Source organism: Burkholderia sp. PAMC 26561, assembly GCF_001557535.2.
Lineage (GTDB): Bacteria > Pseudomonadota > Gammaproteobacteria > Burkholderiales > Burkholderiaceae > Caballeronia.
This window is the reverse complement of sequence record NZ_CP014310.1, coordinates 128,827-144,385: the sequence shown is the minus strand read 5'-3', so window position 1 is coordinate 144,385 and position 15,559 is coordinate 128,827. Positions and strand designations below refer to the sequence as shown.

The 15,559-nt window shown below is 54.1% G+C and carries 16 protein-coding genes, 2 tRNA genes and 1 pseudogene; 5 read left to right on the top strand and 14 right to left on the bottom strand.

Annotated features, from left to right (window positions below):
• Position 1: 1 nt before the first annotated feature.
• From AXG89_RS31215 to AXG89_RS31175, 8 genes are all read right to left on the bottom strand, one after another.
• Positions 2-661 (bottom strand): hypothetical protein, encoded by a 660-nt coding sequence (locus tag AXG89_RS31215; protein WP_162916164.1) that lies wholly within the window; start codon positions 659-661, stop codon positions 2-4.
• A gap of 141 nt (positions 662-802) precedes the next feature.
• Positions 803-1,207: a response regulator gene (locus tag AXG89_RS31210; RefSeq protein WP_062174400.1), complete on the bottom strand. Its 405-nt coding sequence runs from the start codon at positions 1,205-1,207 to the stop codon at positions 803-805.
• A 1,165-nt stretch (positions 1,208-2,372) separates the two neighbouring features.
• A complete protein-coding gene (gene tnpC, locus AXG89_RS31205) occupies positions 2,373-3,905 on the bottom strand; it encodes an IS66 family transposase (RefSeq protein WP_062174398.1) in 1,533 nt (510 codons plus the stop codon).
• A gap of 58 nt (positions 3,906-3,963) precedes the next feature.
• Complete coding sequence (gene tnpB / locus AXG89_RS31200; RefSeq protein WP_062174396.1) at positions 3,964-4,299, bottom strand: IS66 family insertion sequence element accessory protein TnpB; 336 nt, start codon at positions 4,297-4,299, stop codon at positions 3,964-3,966.
• Positions 4,296-4,691: a transposase gene (locus AXG89_RS31195; RefSeq protein WP_082771672.1), complete on the bottom strand. Its 396-nt coding sequence runs from the start codon at positions 4,689-4,691 to the stop codon at positions 4,296-4,298. The genes tnpB and AXG89_RS31195 overlap by 4 nt, the downstream gene beginning before the upstream one ends.
• Positions 4,692-4,988: 297 nt before the next feature.
• Positions 4,989-5,078 (bottom strand) — tRNA-Leu (locus AXG89_RS31185).
• Positions 5,079-5,157: transfer RNA gene (locus tag AXG89_RS31180), tRNA-Ile, on the bottom strand.
• A 72-nt stretch (positions 5,158-5,229) separates the two neighbouring features.
• The gene (locus AXG89_RS31175; protein ID WP_062174392.1) at positions 5,230-6,285 is read right to left on the bottom strand and encodes a UPF0149 family protein; all 1,056 of its coding nucleotides are present in this window, start codon (positions 6,283-6,285) and stop codon (positions 5,230-5,232) included.
• A gap of 32 nt (positions 6,286-6,317) precedes the next feature.
• Here AXG89_RS31175 and AXG89_RS31170 point away from each other — a divergent pair.
• Positions 6,318-6,425 (top strand): annotated as a pseudogene (locus tag AXG89_RS31170) (FlhC family transcriptional regulator); the annotation flags it as partial.
• Positions 6,426-6,765: 340 nt separating this feature from the next.
• Here the strand turns inward: AXG89_RS31170 and AXG89_RS31165 are convergent.
• Positions 6,766-7,053: a hypothetical protein gene (locus AXG89_RS31165; protein WP_062174388.1), complete on the bottom strand. Its 288-nt coding sequence runs from the start codon at positions 7,051-7,053 to the stop codon at positions 6,766-6,768.
• A gap of 113 nt (positions 7,054-7,166) precedes the next feature.
• Between AXG89_RS31165 and AXG89_RS31160 the strand changes: the two genes are divergently transcribed.
• On the top strand, positions 7,167-7,598 hold the full coding sequence (locus AXG89_RS31160) for a response regulator (RefSeq protein WP_062174386.1): 432 nt from the start codon (positions 7,167-7,169) through the stop codon (positions 7,596-7,598).
• A 295-nt stretch (positions 7,599-7,893) separates the two neighbouring features.
• On the top strand, positions 7,894-8,115 hold the full coding sequence (locus tag AXG89_RS42510; RefSeq protein ID WP_144029381.1) for a hypothetical protein: 222 nt from the start codon (positions 7,894-7,896) through the stop codon (positions 8,113-8,115).
• Between the two features lie 25 nt (positions 8,116-8,140).
• Here the strand turns inward: AXG89_RS42510 and AXG89_RS31155 are convergent, their stop codons facing one another.
• Entirely contained in the window at positions 8,141-9,274 is a 1,134-nt protein-coding gene (locus AXG89_RS31155) for a sensor histidine kinase (RefSeq protein WP_205583101.1), read from the bottom strand.
• Between the two features lie 308 nt (positions 9,275-9,582).
• Between AXG89_RS31155 and AXG89_RS31150 the strand changes: the two genes are divergently transcribed.
• Positions 9,583-10,224, top strand: a complete 642-nt coding sequence (locus AXG89_RS31150) for a response regulator (protein WP_062174384.1) — start codon at positions 9,583-9,585, stop codon at positions 10,222-10,224.
• Positions 10,225-10,462: 238 nt separating this feature from the next.
• Here the strand turns inward: AXG89_RS31150 and AXG89_RS31145 are convergent, their stop codons facing one another.
• On the bottom strand, positions 10,463-12,205 hold the full coding sequence (locus AXG89_RS31145) for an FG-GAP-like repeat-containing protein (RefSeq protein WP_162916163.1): 1,743 nt from the start codon (positions 12,203-12,205) through the stop codon (positions 10,463-10,465).
• A 489-nt stretch (positions 12,206-12,694) separates the two neighbouring features.
• Between AXG89_RS31145 and AXG89_RS42505 the strand changes: the two genes are divergently transcribed.
• Positions 12,695-13,018 carry a hypothetical protein gene (locus tag AXG89_RS42505; RefSeq protein WP_162916162.1) on the top strand — a complete coding sequence of 108 codons (324 nt, stop codon included), beginning with the start codon at positions 12,695-12,697 and terminating at the stop codon, positions 13,016-13,018.
• A 16-nt stretch (positions 13,019-13,034) separates the two neighbouring features.
• On the opposite strand, the gene AXG89_RS31140 is transcribed toward AXG89_RS42505, so the two are convergent.
• The 3 genes from AXG89_RS31140 to ku all read right to left on the bottom strand — a co-directional run bounded on the left by AXG89_RS31140 (position 13,035) and on the right by ku (position 15,432).
• Entirely contained in the window at positions 13,035-13,496 is a 462-nt protein-coding gene (locus AXG89_RS31140; RefSeq protein ID WP_062174380.1) for a hypothetical protein, read from the bottom strand.
• A 167-nt stretch (positions 13,497-13,663) separates the two neighbouring features.
• Positions 13,664-14,506 (bottom strand): tetratricopeptide repeat protein, encoded by an 843-nt coding sequence (locus AXG89_RS31135; RefSeq protein ID WP_062174378.1) that lies wholly within the window; start codon positions 14,504-14,506, stop codon positions 13,664-13,666.
• Positions 14,503-15,432 carry a non-homologous end joining protein Ku gene (gene ku, locus AXG89_RS31130; protein ID WP_062174376.1) on the bottom strand — a complete coding sequence of 310 codons (930 nt, stop codon included), beginning with the start codon at positions 15,430-15,432 and terminating at the stop codon, positions 14,503-14,505. Before ku ends, AXG89_RS31135 begins: the two co-directional genes overlap by 4 nt.
• Positions 15,433-15,559: the final 127 nt, after the last annotated feature.

Genomic DNA, 15,559 nt, shown 5'->3' with positions numbered 1-15,559 from the left:
GTTAGATATCCAGGTAATCGACGCAGTAATCGTCCCACTCGGGGGTCTTGCGCAATACCCAACCGGCACGATACTGCTGAGCTTCATTGTCGTGATCCCAGTTCAGAGTCCACGCAGGCCAGTGACCATAGCGCAACACCCAGGCCGGTCCTTGTGCAATCAGACTTTGACGAGAAACGAACTGCGACAGCACCCCTCCGGCGAGCAGGCGATTGACCTCCTGAGCTGCTTCATTGTCGTCGACACATGCATAAAGACAGTCGTTCACCGAGAACCAATATTTTCCGTGAGCGCCCCCGGCACGCGCGGCCAGGCCACCAAGCGGGATAGGGCCTCGTACAACGACGCCAATTGGCCCTGGGTCTTCGATCAGGATGTAGTGCGGATAGCTAAACATTGTGGGTTGAGCATGCCGTAAGGGCCGCTTCACCATGAGAAGGCGCAGTAACAGCGCAGATCTTTCGGGGGCAGCCGGATCCACATGCGCCCCCGAAAACATGCGAAGCTCCATGTCACCGTTGGCCTGGCTCACCGCTTCATACCGGGCCAGGGCTGCGCCTACGGCCCTGGCCGAGAGATATACACCCTCGAGAAATCGTGGATTGTCTGATCTCAAATCATGGAGCGCCTGGAACACGCGCTCAATATCGGCATTGTTCATCGCCCACCTTTTCATTTCGTTATGTTTATGGGCCGGGCCTAAATGTACGGCCAAGTTTTTAAAGTATCGGTGCTGACATTTCTGCAACAGATCGCGACATGAGCGCATTGATTTGATTGTGGCGCCTTGTACTAGGAGTTGCTAGCGGTGTTGATAGGTCACATCGTGAGCGCGTGTGGCAGCACATTCGGCGGCATGCTCTGCGAGCAGACGGCGCATCGTCCCCAGCAGTATCGGTACATCGATGGGCTTGCGCAGAAATCCGTCGTATCGTACAAAAGCGGGCGGGCTAGGCTCAGCCGACACCAGGATAAAAATAATTCCGGCCAAACCAGGCGCGTTTCGGATATGGCGGCAAAGCGCACTGCCGGACATCCTCGGCATGCGCCAATCAGCCACCACGATATCGACAGGATGGTCACTCAAAACCTCAAGGGCCGCCTGGCCATCACCTGCGGCTTGTACTTCGTACCCATCGTCTTTGCAGCACATTTCCCAGGCTGCCAAGGCCTCCGGCTCATCGTCCACCAACAATACCGTCGTCATACACCGCTCCTACCTAACACAATGTTCGTCGGGCGCACGGCCCAAGGTGAACATCGAAGGTGATTGGCTGCTTTACCTATGTCCCGCTCTTCGCATCGGTTCGATGTCTATTTGCACCTAACTTTCGCGGTTTCTTAGAGCGCCGCCAGCGGCAAAGACTTGAGGGATAGAGTGGACCGCCAACAAGCCCGACTGACCCGCGCGGGACGATGCCGTAAAACAGCACATCAACGTAGCGCAGATCAATGCATTGCTACATATTAATCAATTTTACGTACGTTTGACGAATTAATTACAATATGGTATTCGATATATGGTTTCGGGAATCGGCGACTCAGCGATTGACTGACTCAATCCCCGTTCCGCAAGGAACATGGTCTAGCTTTTGCGCCGTGAGGTCGCTCTCCGGGAGGAAACATGCTGGTCTTAGCATCCTGACCGACGGCGCCGCCCGGTAACCGGATTTCTTCGTCGATGAATCTTGAGGCACTGATCGAGCCCAATTTCGATGCCTTGTCGATACCATCACCCCGTCGAATCTCGCGTGCGGGAAAACTTAGAACGATCCACCGAAGAACTAGACCGCACTTAATTTTTGATAAACGTTGAAATCAAGGCGTGTTCGCTGCCGGCGCTGTCATCTTTGACAGTTTGTCTCAACCGCTGCCGCCGATATAGTTGGGCGCAATGCGTTGCGTTGCGGCATATCGATTCAACCGAGGTACGTTCAACGATTCTCCTTCCAATAAGGTCCAATGGCGTTGAGACTTACGGGATATCCGATAATCCAGCTAGTAGCCCGATGCGGGAACAAAGTTTCTAGCGCAGCTGGCCTGCGGCCTTCGCCTCACACGATCCACTGAAGGAGCGCGTCTTTCAGGCGAGTGCAGTGTGTCTGATGTGTTGATGTTCGATCAAAGCTGCGGTAGGCGAACGAATGACGTATCGAATCGCGGCATTGTCAAGCTGTCAAGGTGGTCGCTTAGTTGTCGCTGCATTTCTTGCAACATCCCGTCAACGTGACAGTATCGCTTGCCCCAATCGCCGTTAGGCAGTTCATTACTCAAGGTCGAACAATGCTCGATCGGCCCCGCGCGTTAACGACTCATCCATCATGTTTCGGAATTCTACTGTAAGCGCCCGGCAAAGTCAGGGGTGAGCTCAATCATGGGACGGGTGGTACCCAGTTATGCGGAAGCAATTCGGCGATCTGGTCGGCCCGCTGTGTCGGCAGTCGCGTAAGGACGTCTTTTAAGTATGCGTATGGGTCGTGCCCATTGAGCTGAGCGGAACGCACCAGACTCATGATGGCAGCGGCACGTTGACCAGCGCGTAGTGAACCCGCGAATAACCAGTTGGCCCGTCCAATGGCCCACGGCCGAATCAGGTTTTCGATTCGGTTGTTATCAATGGGCACATGAGGATCGTCGAGATAGCGCGTGAGCGCCTGCCAACGCTTGAGGTTGTAGTCCAGTGCTTTGGCGATCGGCGAGCCCTCGGAGACAAGCTTGCGCTGAGCGAGCATCCAGACGTGCAACGCCTGTGCAATTGGCCGGCCTCGTTCCTCACGAATCGCTCGTCGTTGCTCAGGGTCTAAGTCGGCGGCTTCGCGCTCGACGTCGTAGAGCGCCACGAAGAATTTCAATGCCTGCTCGGCGATCTGGCTCTTCTTGCTCGCGTGCAGATCGAAGAATTTTCTCCGCGCGTGCGCCATGCAGCCAATTTCCGTGATGCCCAGTTTGAATCCTGCTTTATAGCCGCTGTAATCGTCGACGACCAGCTTGCCACGCCAGTTGCCCAAGAAGGCGCGGGCATGTTCGCCAGATCTGCCGTCGGCGAACTCGTACACGACAGCGCGCACCTCTGCAAACTGAGTCGACGTGTAGGCCCATAAATAGGCGCTATGCGTCCTCCCTTTGCCGGGGCTCAACATCCGCACCGGCGTTTCGTCTGCATGTAAGACGCTATGGCGCAGCAGTTCCTCCTGAAGTGCGTCGACCAAGGGCTGCAAACGTACACCGCATACGCCCACCCAGCCGCCGAGCGTCGATTGTGGAATTGCTAGGCCAGCCCGGGCGAAGATGCGTTCCTGCCGGTACAGAGGAAGGTGGTCGCCGTATTTGGCAACCAACACCTGCGCGAGCAAGCCATTCGTCGGAATCCCTTTGTCGATTACATGCGGTGGCACCGGCGCCTGGATCAACGTCTCGCACGCTTTACATGCCCACTTCCCACGGATGTGGCGCTCAACAGTGAACACGCCCGGAGTGTAGTCAAGCTTCTCGCTGATATCCTCGCCGATGCGTACGCGCTGGCAGCCACAGGAGCAGCTTAACTCAGTCGGTTCGTGATGGATGTCGGTGCGGGGCAACTGGGGCGGCAACGGCAAGCGTTTGGCCCGCTTGCGAGGTTTCTCCTGCGGCGCGTCCGAGCGCAGTTCATCCAGCTCGGCCTCAAGCGCTGCCAAATCCTCATCAATGGCCTCGTCCAGCAAGCTTAACTGCTCGGCAGTGAACTGTTCGCTACGTCTGCCGAATTGCAGGCGTTTGATGACCGAGAGCTCATGGGTAAGCTGGTCAATGCGCGTTTGGCGGTAGTGCGATTCACGCGTCTTCTCGTCGACCTGGGTCATCAACTGCCGCGCGAGCGCGCGCAGTTGATCGGGGTCCAGGGCATCGAGATCGGTGGGTGAATTCATGCCCCCAAGTTTGCCAGCACCTGCACGCCGGGGGAATCGAAACTGTTTACGTCATTTGCTATACCACCGCGATTACGTGGTCGTGCGCCAACGTCTGCCAGGGCAGCCCGATCACGAGTGCGCGCAGTTGCTCGAGATTCAATGTCTCAGCGATCTCACTATGGCCATTGGCCCAAACGAAATGACCTTTGTTCAAGCGTCGTGCAGCGAGCCAGACGCCAAAACCGTCGTACACCAGGACCTTCATGCGCGTCGAGCGCTGATTGGCAAACAGATATGCATGATGTGGCCTTGCGGACCCAAATACCTTCACCACGCGAGCAAGGATGGTATCGGCGCCGGCACGCATATCGAGGGGTTCGGTCGCAAGCCAAATGGCGTCGATGCGGATCATCGAAGCACCTCCCGAACCCAAGCTGCGCTGTCACTCAAACAAAGCAGCGGCCACAGCACTGACACGGTTGTGCCATTGCGCTGAATGTCGATACGCACGTTCGCGTGCGCCGCATCGGGCGCTTGTGGTGTCGGCACGGTCATTGGCAACGCGACGAAGGCAGGCTTTACGTCGACAACAACCGATTTCGGTGCAGGCGGCGCAGCGTCGCTCGAATCCGCGGCGTCTTTAATCCAACGCCGCAGCACATTGGGGTTCAGACCATGCGAAATCGCCACGGCTGAACATGAGACGCCGACCTGGCGACATTGTTCGATAAGCTCTGACTTGAACGAGGTGCTGTAGGTGCGCCGTGTGCGCCCGGTCGGAATGTCTTGGGAAATAGTGTGCACGTGTCCGCTTCCTGATCGTGGAAACGTATGCTCTTACGCCGAAGAATAGAAAACCAGATGAGATTGCCGGGTGCTTACATTCTACTTCGTCCCATTGACCTTGTTCGACACGTCGCAGAACGGCTTCGCCAACTAAGATCACTTTTCTCTCTCGATCGGCTTTGCTTTGCTTATATGCTTGGCGCCGCACTTTGTCTGCTGCCTTGCGGGCTTCCTTGATAGCGTTCAGCTTTTCGTCCGTTGCCGCGATACGTTTTCTGAGCAGGCTCATTCTGAGGTGCCTCATGGGGTGATCGGTGGTGCCCGAGGCCGGAGTCGAACCGGCATATCATTTTTTGTGGCGACGGATTTTAAGTCCGTTGTGTCTACCTGTTTCACCACTCGGGCTGGTGGGCCTCCCGTGAGTCGAACACGGCACCAATGGATTATGAGTCCACTGCTCTAACCATGCATAAGCTAGAGTCCCTACGGAAGAGTTCAGCAGTCTAACGCAACTGCCATCTCGGACGACCATTCTCGCAGCGGATTATCTTCGTCATTAATGCCGCGTGACCGTTGAGGCAGGCGAGCCGATGACCGACGTAATTCCCTCGCTATCTATGACGTTAAGCGCTTCAGCAAGAGCTTCAACGTCGGTCGCGAACGATTCGTCCCACACGGTTGAGTTGCCAAATTCGTCAACGATTTCCAGCAACCATCCTCCGGTACTGCCACGGTAGATTTCCAGATCGACCCCTGTTGCAACTCGCTCAATGCGCTGACTGAGCGGGGAGTGAATCAACGTCGGTTCCTCGCCCTCACTAGAACGAGGAAATGTCGCAGTCTTACGCCCGGTCGCTTCGAATTCGTTCGATTCAAGCAGCCCGTGGCAGCGTTTATATTTCTTCCCTGAGCCGCATGGACAAGCTTCGTTGCGTCCGGCCTTGGGAGGACGTTTAAGTGGTTCGCGCTTGCCGGTTGGGCCGATTGCCACAGGCATCTCATCGCGCTCGATTCTTAGTTTCCGGTCTTCCACCCAGTATCGGTGAATACGCCTGGCGGAGTCGGCGAGAGAATTGGCAAACGCCTCATGTTGATCAACGCTGTCTTTTCTCGCTTTCAGCTCATCCCACCCGCTTTCCGTGCCGTACAGGGTGATCGCCGTGAACCATTCAGGGTGTTCCGCAAGAAGGGGCGTCCATCCGGCCGCATCGATCGAGAGTCCCTTGTGATAGCCCTCGCACCATTCGTCAATGACAGGCATGGTACGCCCTTCCCACCGGCTTTCCATAATCAACGGCTCGTAGTCGTTAGCCGACGCGTTCAACGTATCATTGATATCGTTCCAGTGTCTCAGGATCAATCCGACAATGCGTTGGTATTCAAGGGCGTCGGAAAACTGAGGGGCTTCGCGTCCGTTGTCCGCATCCCATATCCAGTTGAGCATGGTGCTTGGCATCACCAGATTGGGTCCCGACACGAGCGCGGTTATAAACCCGTCGATCATCGAGACGTCCATCGAACTGTCCGGTACGTGGTCGCTCATCAGGAATTCATCGAGTTCCTCAATCTCAGCCTCGGACAACGGCGGAGCGAAAGGTGCCGCATCGTTCATAAAAAAACTCCAAGTGTGGATTTGGACCACACTGCTCGCACCTCGATGCGTTGACCAAGGGGTATCGGTTGTATCTCGATCATTGCAGTCATGGCGATGTCGAAGCGGTGCTTGATTTGACGCGCGCCTGGACCCTCGTGCATTTGCCGGCCAACTTCGCCGCGGATCCATTCGGCTAGCGCGGCCCCAAGGATCTCAAGCGCGCCTTGGCTCAAGAGCGCATAAAATTCCACCACAGCTTGAACCTGCGCGTTGTCCGCGGACAAGCTGGGGTGTACGAGTTGGCCGCCTTACGCTAATAAAATGCGCAAAAATTGTTGAAGTTCTAGGCTGTATCGACGCTCGAGGGCGGCGAAAGGCTCGTCTTTAGCAGACGAGCGCACAACGAGCTGAAATGCGTCGGGTTTCATTGGGCGGCCCTTCTCGTCGATGAGCGATTTATTAGGCTTACTTTCTCATACCCAACAATCGTGGCCACAGTTAGTGCAGCGCGCGCGTGCCACGACGCAGATTGGCGGTCTCGACTTGCGCGAGGATGTTGGCGCGACATTCCGCTTTGAGCTCGGCGATGGTCGATTCAACCAGCGCATGGCCGCGATACGCTGCCATGCGCTTGTCAATCACGGCGTCGGTCGCCTGAAGGGCGGCTTTCACACTGAGGGGGTTGTCGCAGTCGAACTCCATCGTGAGCACCACCTCTTCGAGCCACTGCAGTGTGGTAAGAACCTCGTCGAGCGATGCGAGCGGGTCTTTCGGGGCGTCGGTCATCGGCTACTCTGCTATATTTGATAGAGGACATTATCGTATATAAACGGAGGAGTAAGTCATCAACGAAACCTCGGCAGGCACGTGCGGTGCTGCATTTAGCTAAAGAGTCTTCCATGCACTTACCTTTTACTAAATCCCGCGCTCATCCCTGGACTCTACGCCGCATCGAACTCGGGGAAGCCACCCTGCGTATCTTGGTCGTCGACGACAATCGCAATGCAGCCGAAGCAATAGCGGCCTACTTATCGTTTGAGAAGATGGACTGTCAGACGGCGTTTGGAGGTGCTCAGGCGATCTCGATGGCCGTTGCCTGGAGTCCGCACGTAATCATCATGGATATTTCAATGCCGGAGTGCAACGGGTTTGAAGCCGCCCCTGCATTGCGTCAGGATCAACGCACTCACGCAATCGCCATCATCGCATTCACCGCACTTGATGAAACAGGAGTGCTCCGGCATCTCACTGATCATGAATTCGATGGATATTGTCAGAAGGGTCAGCCGCCTACGCACCTGCTCGCCTTGATTTCAAAATTTGCCACGTAAGACAGGTTAAGAGTGTCGAGGAAATTTTTGTCGCACCACATTTCGGCGAAATTGCGGGCATAACCGATTGCCTTTAATTCAGTCGCAAACGCTGGGGAACAACTCGTCTCGTGCGAGGTTTGTGGTCCTCTGCTCAACGACACTCGCGAAATCGCCGCGCGACCGACGAGGTTTGTGCCGATCTGTTCGACAATGCATTTGATATTGAAGTCTCGGTAGACAAACTGCATACGCCTCCTTCGTGCAACCTCAGCATGCAGGTACGGTCTTCGGGGATGGTGAGTTAGGAACCTCATTGAATCGACAACTCACTGACGATGGTGCGTTCGTGCGGGCGTCCTGTATGCCTAACCAACTGGTGAGGGCGGGGGCAACAATCTCTCCCCATGAAATTCAAATTCTGATCAAGCATCTGGATCAGATTCTTAATCTCAACCCAACCGAAAAAACAGTAGTTTTTCTCGCGCGTGAAGATTTATTTTTTTGGGCGTTACCGCGAGGCGGCAACGCGCATTAGCGACTTGTTGCTGATTCCTCGACGCTTATAGAACTGGCATTGCATACCGGGGAAGGTCGATCGTAAAAATGCACCCAACGCCCGGTTTGTCCAGGGCGGTGAGCGTGCCGCCATAGGATTCGACACCTTGCCGGGCGATCGATAGGCCCAGTCCCAAGCCGCTCTCGTCGGTCGAGTACCGCTTGAACGGTTGAAACAACAAGGCAACGCTTCCTGGCTGCAACCCCCCACAATGGTCTTCTACGTCGATCAAAATACGGTCCGCAACAGCATGGACCCGCAACATCACTTCGCTATGGGCATACGTAAATTTGAATGCGTTTTGCAGCAGGTTGCCCAGCGCGGCATAGAGCAGATCCCGATCACCCTTAACGGCAAGCTGGGGCTCGACATGGGATACCGAGAACTTGCATCCTCTCACGCGAGCTGCGAGTTCCGCCGCATGCCGCACTTCGACAATAAACTCCGCTATCGAAAACACGTCCGCAAAAGCTGGATTCCCCGTCTTTTCTCGAACCTCATTTAGGGATTGATCAATGAGGTCGCGCAATCCGGTCAAGCTTCGTTTTAACAGCGTTCCCGTCGCGCCTGAGAGAGTTAAATTTCCGGCGTGAGCGGCATCGAAAGCGAGCGAGGCCGTGTTGAGATAATTTTTGAGCTCGTGGGCGAAGAAACCGGCCTGCTCATTGGCTTCTAGGGTTTGTCTCTCAGCAGCCATATTATCGCGTTGGTAACCAAATTCGGTGACTGCGTCGGCAATCGCATTATCCAGGCACCGGTTGAGTGTTCTGAACTCGTCTACCGCAAAGGGCGCATCACGCTCGTAGGCGAGGTCGGTGATGGCTTGGCAAAGGTCGCCGTAGTCGTGCACCACTTGGCTGACGTTAAAGCCCAGGTCAAGCAGCGCGCGACCATGCAGCGCCGCCGACGTACCCATTTCTGAGGCTACGCCGCCGCCTGCCGGTCCGGAAATTGTACGGCTGTCCAGCGGTTCGGTCGTCTGCTCCACGCGCAGCGTTCTAATAAGCTGATCCAAAAATAGCGGCACACCATTTCTGATTTGATCGATGGTCGCCGCTCGCGCCGGTCTTAACGCCACTTTCGCGCGACACCGTGTAATGAGCTCAACGCGGTTATTGAACAAAAAATCATGCATCATTGGCAACACCTCAGTTTTTTGCGGCTGTTCGGCGTAAGGCCGGTCTTCTAGCAAAAAAGGCGCACTGCGGTCGCTGGGCGGCGCAGGAACAGTGCACGCTCAGCTGTCGAATGCTGACGGTAATTGAACGCGCATCCATTCAGTATGAGGCTTCTCAGCGCACACCCTTTGTATTCGTCGTCGATCGCGTGCCTGTAGGAAGAGTATGCTCGTTGCTATGAGGTGCAGCACAGCCGGCAAAAGCAACGCTTACATCTTTCAATGAGATACTCGTCGATATCTCATTACGATACGAACGGACCTCCGCCATGCCGCGCATTTTGATTGCGGACGATCACCCAATCGTAAGAGACGGAATACGGTTTGCGTTGCGAAATGTAAATGGGTGCACCATCGTGGGTGAGGCAAGCGATGGCCCCAGCGCGCTCGCCTTAATCCGTACAGTGAGTGCCGATTTGCTCCTCCTTGATCTTTCAATGCCCGGCCGCAGCGGCATCGAACTAATCACGCAAGTCAAGCTCGCCATGCCGACCCTACGGATTCTCATCGTGACGGCCCATGCAGAGCAACAGTACGCTGTTCGCTCTTTCAAGGCGGGCGCCTCGGGATATGTGACGAAAGATTGCATGGGCGCTGAACTTGTCGCGGCGGTGGCCAAGGTTGCGTCTGGTGGCGTTTACGTCAGCCTTTCGTTGGCGGAAGCTTTAGCGACCAATCTTCATGAGCCATTGGAGCCGCTCGCGCACGATCGACTCTCGGACCGAGAGTTTGACGTTTTCCGGCGTTTGTCAGAAGGGCAGACGCTCACGCAAATTGCTGAAGCGCTTTGCGTGAGCGCAAAGACAGTCAGCACTTACAAGGCACGGATTCTCGAAAAACTGCATTTACCTCATGAGGTTGCGCTCATTCGGTACGCGATTCGTCACGAACTCTTCGATCATAACGAATGATGCGCCCGCAGGCAGTTATGCGCGCGTTGTTGGACACTGCTTGCCGCTAAACATGGTGGTTTAAACGCCACCGGCGCCGTGCGGCTGGCCTTGAAGATATCTTGACATAACACATGTGAGCGCATGTCCGTTATCAGTGTTTTATAATAAAAAAACCTCGCATTTCGAGAGGCTTTTGTTAATTTACCGTTTTTCACTCAAGTTAGTATAAAAATGGGAGGGGTTCGCCACGAGCAATTTATGGAGTTAAGCTACGAGTTGCATAAACCGCCGACTGGCCTACCCCGATCATGTCAAGAAGCCCGTTTCCGTCAATATCACCAAATACTACTGCGTTACGCTGTTTACTCCAGTTAGCATCGTTTTTGTCGACGACGAACTGCGTCCAATTATTTTGGATTTCCGGCAAGCGATCTCCAAAAAACAGCCCTGTGACGGCGTTATTGGCGTTATTTCCCGGTTTCTGATTTAGCGTTGAATAATTGGTCGTTCCCAAATATTCGAAACTGTGTCCCGTTGAGAGCGCAATTCTTAAAGCATAGTCTGCAACAACGACTAAATCGGCCCGACCATTTCCTGTCATATCCAGCACTGTGCGAACGAATTTGCTGTTTGGAAAATTCGGACCGTAATAGGCAAAGCTGTCGCCCTCAGCGCCTGCGCTGGCATCAATCCATTTTGTGAGCGCACCAAAATGGTTGCCCGTGGCATCCGGAGCCTTGGTTTGTAGCGCCACATAAACGCCAGTATCTCCGAACACAACTACGTCTGTTAATCCGTCCCCGTCTACATCTGCCATCACTCTCAGGGCATAACTGTTACTACCCAACGCGAGATCATCAGAAAATGTTCTCGTAGAACCGGGGTCAATGGGTGAATTTAAGCCAAAGCGTAAATCGATCTTTTGCAACGGTCCGAATTTGACTCCGTCGGAATATGCGACATACGTGCCGTCATCTCCGAAGGCAACCAGGTCGGCTTTTTTATCTCCATTAACATCGATCAACTGAAATTGGTGCTTCGTAGCATCCCATCCTTTCGTCGTTGAAAAATCGGTTGACCATAAAGCGTTTGGATTGAACTTACCGTTCCCGGCGGTGGAAACAATTGCGCCTGTATCAGTAAGGCCAACCAAGTCTGCTTTTCCGTCTCCATCAACATCACCGAGGAGCTCGATCATCTGTGGTGTCCACGCACCCCCTTGCGGCAAGAAAGTATTTGTCCACGCAACCGGCGCGTTAAAGGTCTGGCCAGTCGAAGTCGCTACTTCAACTTCGCCGCCTCTAAACGCCACCAAATCAGCTTTTTGATCACCGTTCACATCGGCAGTTTTAACGAATCCGTTCACGTTATCCCAACCACTGCTGACACTGACATCGTGGGACCAGATTTCATCCGGTCCGAAAGCGCTAGAGCTAAAACTGTTCTTTGTTGTAAACGTGCCAGCTCCGAATACTGTATTGTACGAAGTCATCGCTGACGCATCAGCTCCGGTAGTATTCGTTTGACGGTAGACGTGGTACTGACTGGTCACTAACTGTTCGCTATTGACCGTCTTGCCTTGCTGCTTAAGCGCATTTAAGATGATTAACGCTTGCTGGGCATTCTCATTAGTTGTTGTTGAGTTTTGCTCTAAAATAATGCGGTTTTCCGGAATTTTGTAGTCGGTCATTAAAATTTTTGCAATTGTCGCAGCCTCGGTAGGCCCCCCTTTCGCAACACAGGTATTGACCGTCGTCGGGTTTCCTTTGCCCTGTGCAAGGAAAATAGGGTTCTTCAGTGTTTTCGAGATATCGACAGCTCGCTTGATCCGATAACGCAGCAGGTCGCGAGGCGTGCACGAAACATAATTCACTTGCAGGCCGGGCATGAAGATGACATCCATTGCAGAATCCTGCGGGTTCGCGTTGTGTCCCCCGCCGCAAGCGGATAAAACAATCAATGCAGCGGTGGCGGTCAGCGATCCAAATTTGATATTCAATTTCGTCTCCAACATAGAGAAAGCGTTGATATTCGAGATACTTAAAAATCTCGCCGTTAATTACGGAGCATTGACATCGGCTTTACTTGCGCCTTATGAGCTCGACCGGTAACGACAAAGTCGCAATGGGATGTTTTTCCAGTAAATCAACATTAGTTACTTTTATATCAAGCGACCTAATTAACAGGATTTGATTTCATCGTATTAGCTACCGTCCGATTGATTTAATTTCAGATGGATTTTGGGTGTTCTCATTTAATTCGTAAAGCTAAGTAATAGCGATTCGGTTTGTTGCGCTCGACTTCAATACGTAATTTGATAGCCATAGATTGCAAAGCTAGCTCAGTCAAATTGCGTAACGATGACGAAATCAATTATTCGTTAAAGCAAGGCTAGCTTGGCCCACGCAAAAAACAGCATGCACGAAAGCGCTAAGTCTGCGCCCTTAGGCCTTTTGGAAAGCTAACGCCGTCAGCTCGACATCGCCGTTTGAAACCGCTTTTGGAAATGGAAGCCGTGAAGACTTGGAGCCCATTATATAACCACAATAATACCAGTCAACCAGATCTTTTTATGTGCCTGCGAGCTATCGAAAGCTATGCGCAGCAAGCGTCCGGAGGATGGCCATGGGCTTTTCGAGGACTTTTCCAAGACCAAGGGCTTTCCCTGATGAACTTAGGAAAAGCGGAGGTCGCGAAACTGTTTTTTCGAAGAAAAGGTTCATCATCTCTTGACCCGAGTCTCGCCATCGGCAATAACGGCTGGAAGGCTAAACCCATCCAAGGGAGCGGGTTGGCGCATTACCGACAATAATGTTGAGCCCTGCGCTTCACCCTTGTTCAGTTGGCGACTCGACCAGATCGGTGTTCAACTGCGGTGGCCGATTTCGAAGGTTGGGCTCCACGTCAGGTTCGGGTACCGGGCCAATGTCCTCACCGAACCAGGGCACATCTCGCCGCAAAACGCTTATGTATTCGTTCCAACCCGACTGATGGTTTGCAAACAAGTCATGTTGCACAACATGTGCGAGGACCTTACGGTTTAGGTCTTCATCAAGCAACTCTTTGGGCCAAAGGAAAAAAGCGCTTGCTGCGCGCTTGGCAAAGTCATACGGTGTCATTTCGGCATCGATCTGGCGGAGAAAAGTGAAGCTCGCAAGCGTTTCCTCTTGAGCAAAGGCCTCGCCAATGGTGTTGTACCGATGTCCACACTTCATTACGCACGAGATTGCTTCTAGCATATCGCCCAGGTGCAATAGCAAAGCCCGGCGCTGCATTCCATCATCGGTCATCGTCATCTCCTGGATTGTGTCCTGCCGTGATTGGCTTGATAAGCCGAAATGTACAGTAAGACCTAACTCCAATACCTGGCGACACCGCTAAGACTTTGCAAAGCCGGATCCCATTGGCCTTGGTTACCGAAAATCATTGAACGACCTGTCGAGTATTCAAGATGCAATCATCCGCCCAAGCGGCGATACGCGTTGAGGTGTCGTAGAAGCCCCTGCTTGTCCCCGCGGATTTCGCTTAGACGCGCGAGATTGAAATGAGCGTCGGCGTGCGTGTCGTCCAGCGCGAGACTTGTCTCATATGCAGCGGTCGCAGCCTCATACCGTTTCAGCTCTTCAAGTACAACCGCGCGATTGAAATGAAGCAGTGCGTCATTGGGGAAATTTCGCAAAGCTTCATCGAATACGGAAAGCGCGTCCTCGCAACGAGTCTCGGCTTCGCACAGCAAGACACCTAGATTGATATAGGCGAGGTAGTGCGGATCCGGAGACAATTCCAATGCTTTGCGATATGCCTGCTCGGCGCCGAGAACGTCGGTGCTTGTCAATTGTTCCGCAAGCGCTACCCACTCGTTAGCCTGCTGTGCCCGGCTTTTTAAAGTTCGCGGCGTTGCGTCGAGAAACGCTACGTCGCCTTTGACAGGTGCGACCTCGAAATCTAGAAGATGTTGTCCCGATGTCGCATCCCATTGATCGTCGCCTGTTTTGACAGCGATCGCGTCACCGACCGCGGTAATGCGAATCCCCGATAGCGGGAGTTCGTCAGGCAACTCCGCCTTTAATTTTCCAAGCGCGCGCAGTATTTTGCGCGACGGAATTTTGGATGATTGCAGCTGAAAAGCCGTGCGCAGCAGCACTACGTCCTGAAACGTAAATCGCAGCTCGTTGCGTTTGCCGCGCGTGGGCTGAACGAAGCCAGCGTCGATCAATCCCGACAACACGCGTCTCGAGACGCCAAGGATCGATTGCAGGCTGCGTAGCGTGTAGTCATGACCGGCATTGCGTTTAATCACTTGCGAGCCCGCACCTTTGCTGGAGTCGCTTCTTCGACCTTCGGTGCTGCACGCTTGACCGGTCGACGAGGTTTAGCTGCCAACGATTCCACTTCGGCGGGAGGCGCTTTGCGTGCAGTGGACGGTTTCGCCGGTGGAGTTTTCTTGGATTTGTTCGCAGTGAGACTCGCGCGAAGCGCTTCCATGAGATCGATCACCTGGCCACCCGACTGGCCGGCAGGTGCCTCGGGCGACACAATCTGTTTGCCGGCAATCTTTTGATCGATGGCTTCGAGGATCCGCTTTTTTTCCTCGTCCTCGTACGCGGTCGGGTTGTAGGCGTCTTCCGAGACCTGATCGATGATTTGCAGGGCGAGCTGCAGCTCCTTGTCCGTCACGGCCTCGTCTTCGATATGCAAATCGCTCAATGCGCGCACCTCGTCGGCGAATAGCAGCTGCTGGAAAACCATACCGTCTTCGGCAGGGCGTACCTGCACCACTCGGGTTTTCCCCTTATACGACCATTTGGCGAGCGCACAACGCCCGCTTTCACGCATGGCCCGTCGCAGCAGGCTGTACGGTTTGCCGCCGCGTTTGTCCGGAGCGATGAAATACGCCTTGTCGTAAAAGAGCGGGTCGACTGATTTTTCAGGTACGAAGGAAACGATTTCGACCACGTGAGTGGCGCCTTCCTCGAGCGCCTTCAGCTCCTCGGGCGCGAAGACCACGAAGTTGCCTTTTTCAAACTCATAGCCTTTTTTCATATCGGCACGGGCGACGACCTCGCCGGTCGCCTCAGAGATGTATTGCTGCTTAACCCTTCCGCCTTCCGGCGTCAGAAGGTTAAAGCCGACCCCGGAGGCGCTCTCGGTCGCTGAATACAGCTTGACCGGGATGGAAACCAGGCCGAAAGAAAGCGTCAACGAAGCAATCGAGCGCGCTGCCATGGTTTTCTCTCCTGGTCGCCGGCGACAGAGCGCGCGGCTGCGGCATACGAGGGACGGGCGAGCGGCCGAGCCCGTTGGCTGTTTAGTTTCAATTTCCTTGATTATTAGCCGCAACCTGAGAGCATGC

Excerpts from the sequence above, each read along its gene's own strand:
- AXG89_RS31160 (WP_062174386.1), top strand. The coding sequence starts at position 7,167 with ATGCACTTACCTTTTACTAAATCCCGCGCTCATCCCTGGACTCTACGC.
- AXG89_RS31215 (WP_162916164.1), bottom strand. The coding sequence starts at position 661 with ATGAACAATGCCGATATTGAGCGCGTGTTCCAGGCGCTCCATGATTTG.
- AXG89_RS31155 (WP_205583101.1), bottom strand. The coding sequence starts at position 9,274 with ATGATGCATGATTTTTTGTTCAATAACCGCGTTGAGCTCATTACACGG.
- AXG89_RS31140 (WP_062174380.1), bottom strand. The coding sequence starts at position 13,496 with ATGACCGATGATGGAATGCAGCGCCGGGCTTTGCTATTGCACCTGGGC.
- tnpB (WP_062174396.1), bottom strand. The coding sequence starts at position 4,299 with ATGATCCGCATCGACGCCATTTGGCTTGCGACCGAACCCCTCGATATG.
- AXG89_RS31210 (WP_062174400.1), bottom strand. The coding sequence starts at position 1,207 with ATGACGACGGTATTGTTGGTGGACGATGAGCCGGAGGCCTTGGCAGCC.
- AXG89_RS31175 (WP_062174392.1), bottom strand. The coding sequence starts at position 6,285 with ATGAACGATGCGGCACCTTTCGCTCCGCCGTTGTCCGAGGCTGAGATT.
- AXG89_RS31165 (WP_062174388.1), bottom strand. The coding sequence starts at position 7,053 with ATGACCGACGCCCCGAAAGACCCGCTCGCATCGCTCGACGAGGTTCTT.
- ku (WP_062174376.1), bottom strand. The coding sequence starts at position 15,432 with ATGGCAGCGCGCTCGATTGCTTCGTTGACGCTTTCTTTCGGCCTGGTT.
- tnpC (WP_062174398.1), bottom strand. The coding sequence starts at position 3,905 with ATGAATTCACCCACCGATCTCGATGCCCTGGACCCCGATCAACTGCGC.
- AXG89_RS31150 (WP_062174384.1), top strand. The coding sequence starts at position 9,583 with ATGCCGCGCATTTTGATTGCGGACGATCACCCAATCGTAAGAGACGGA.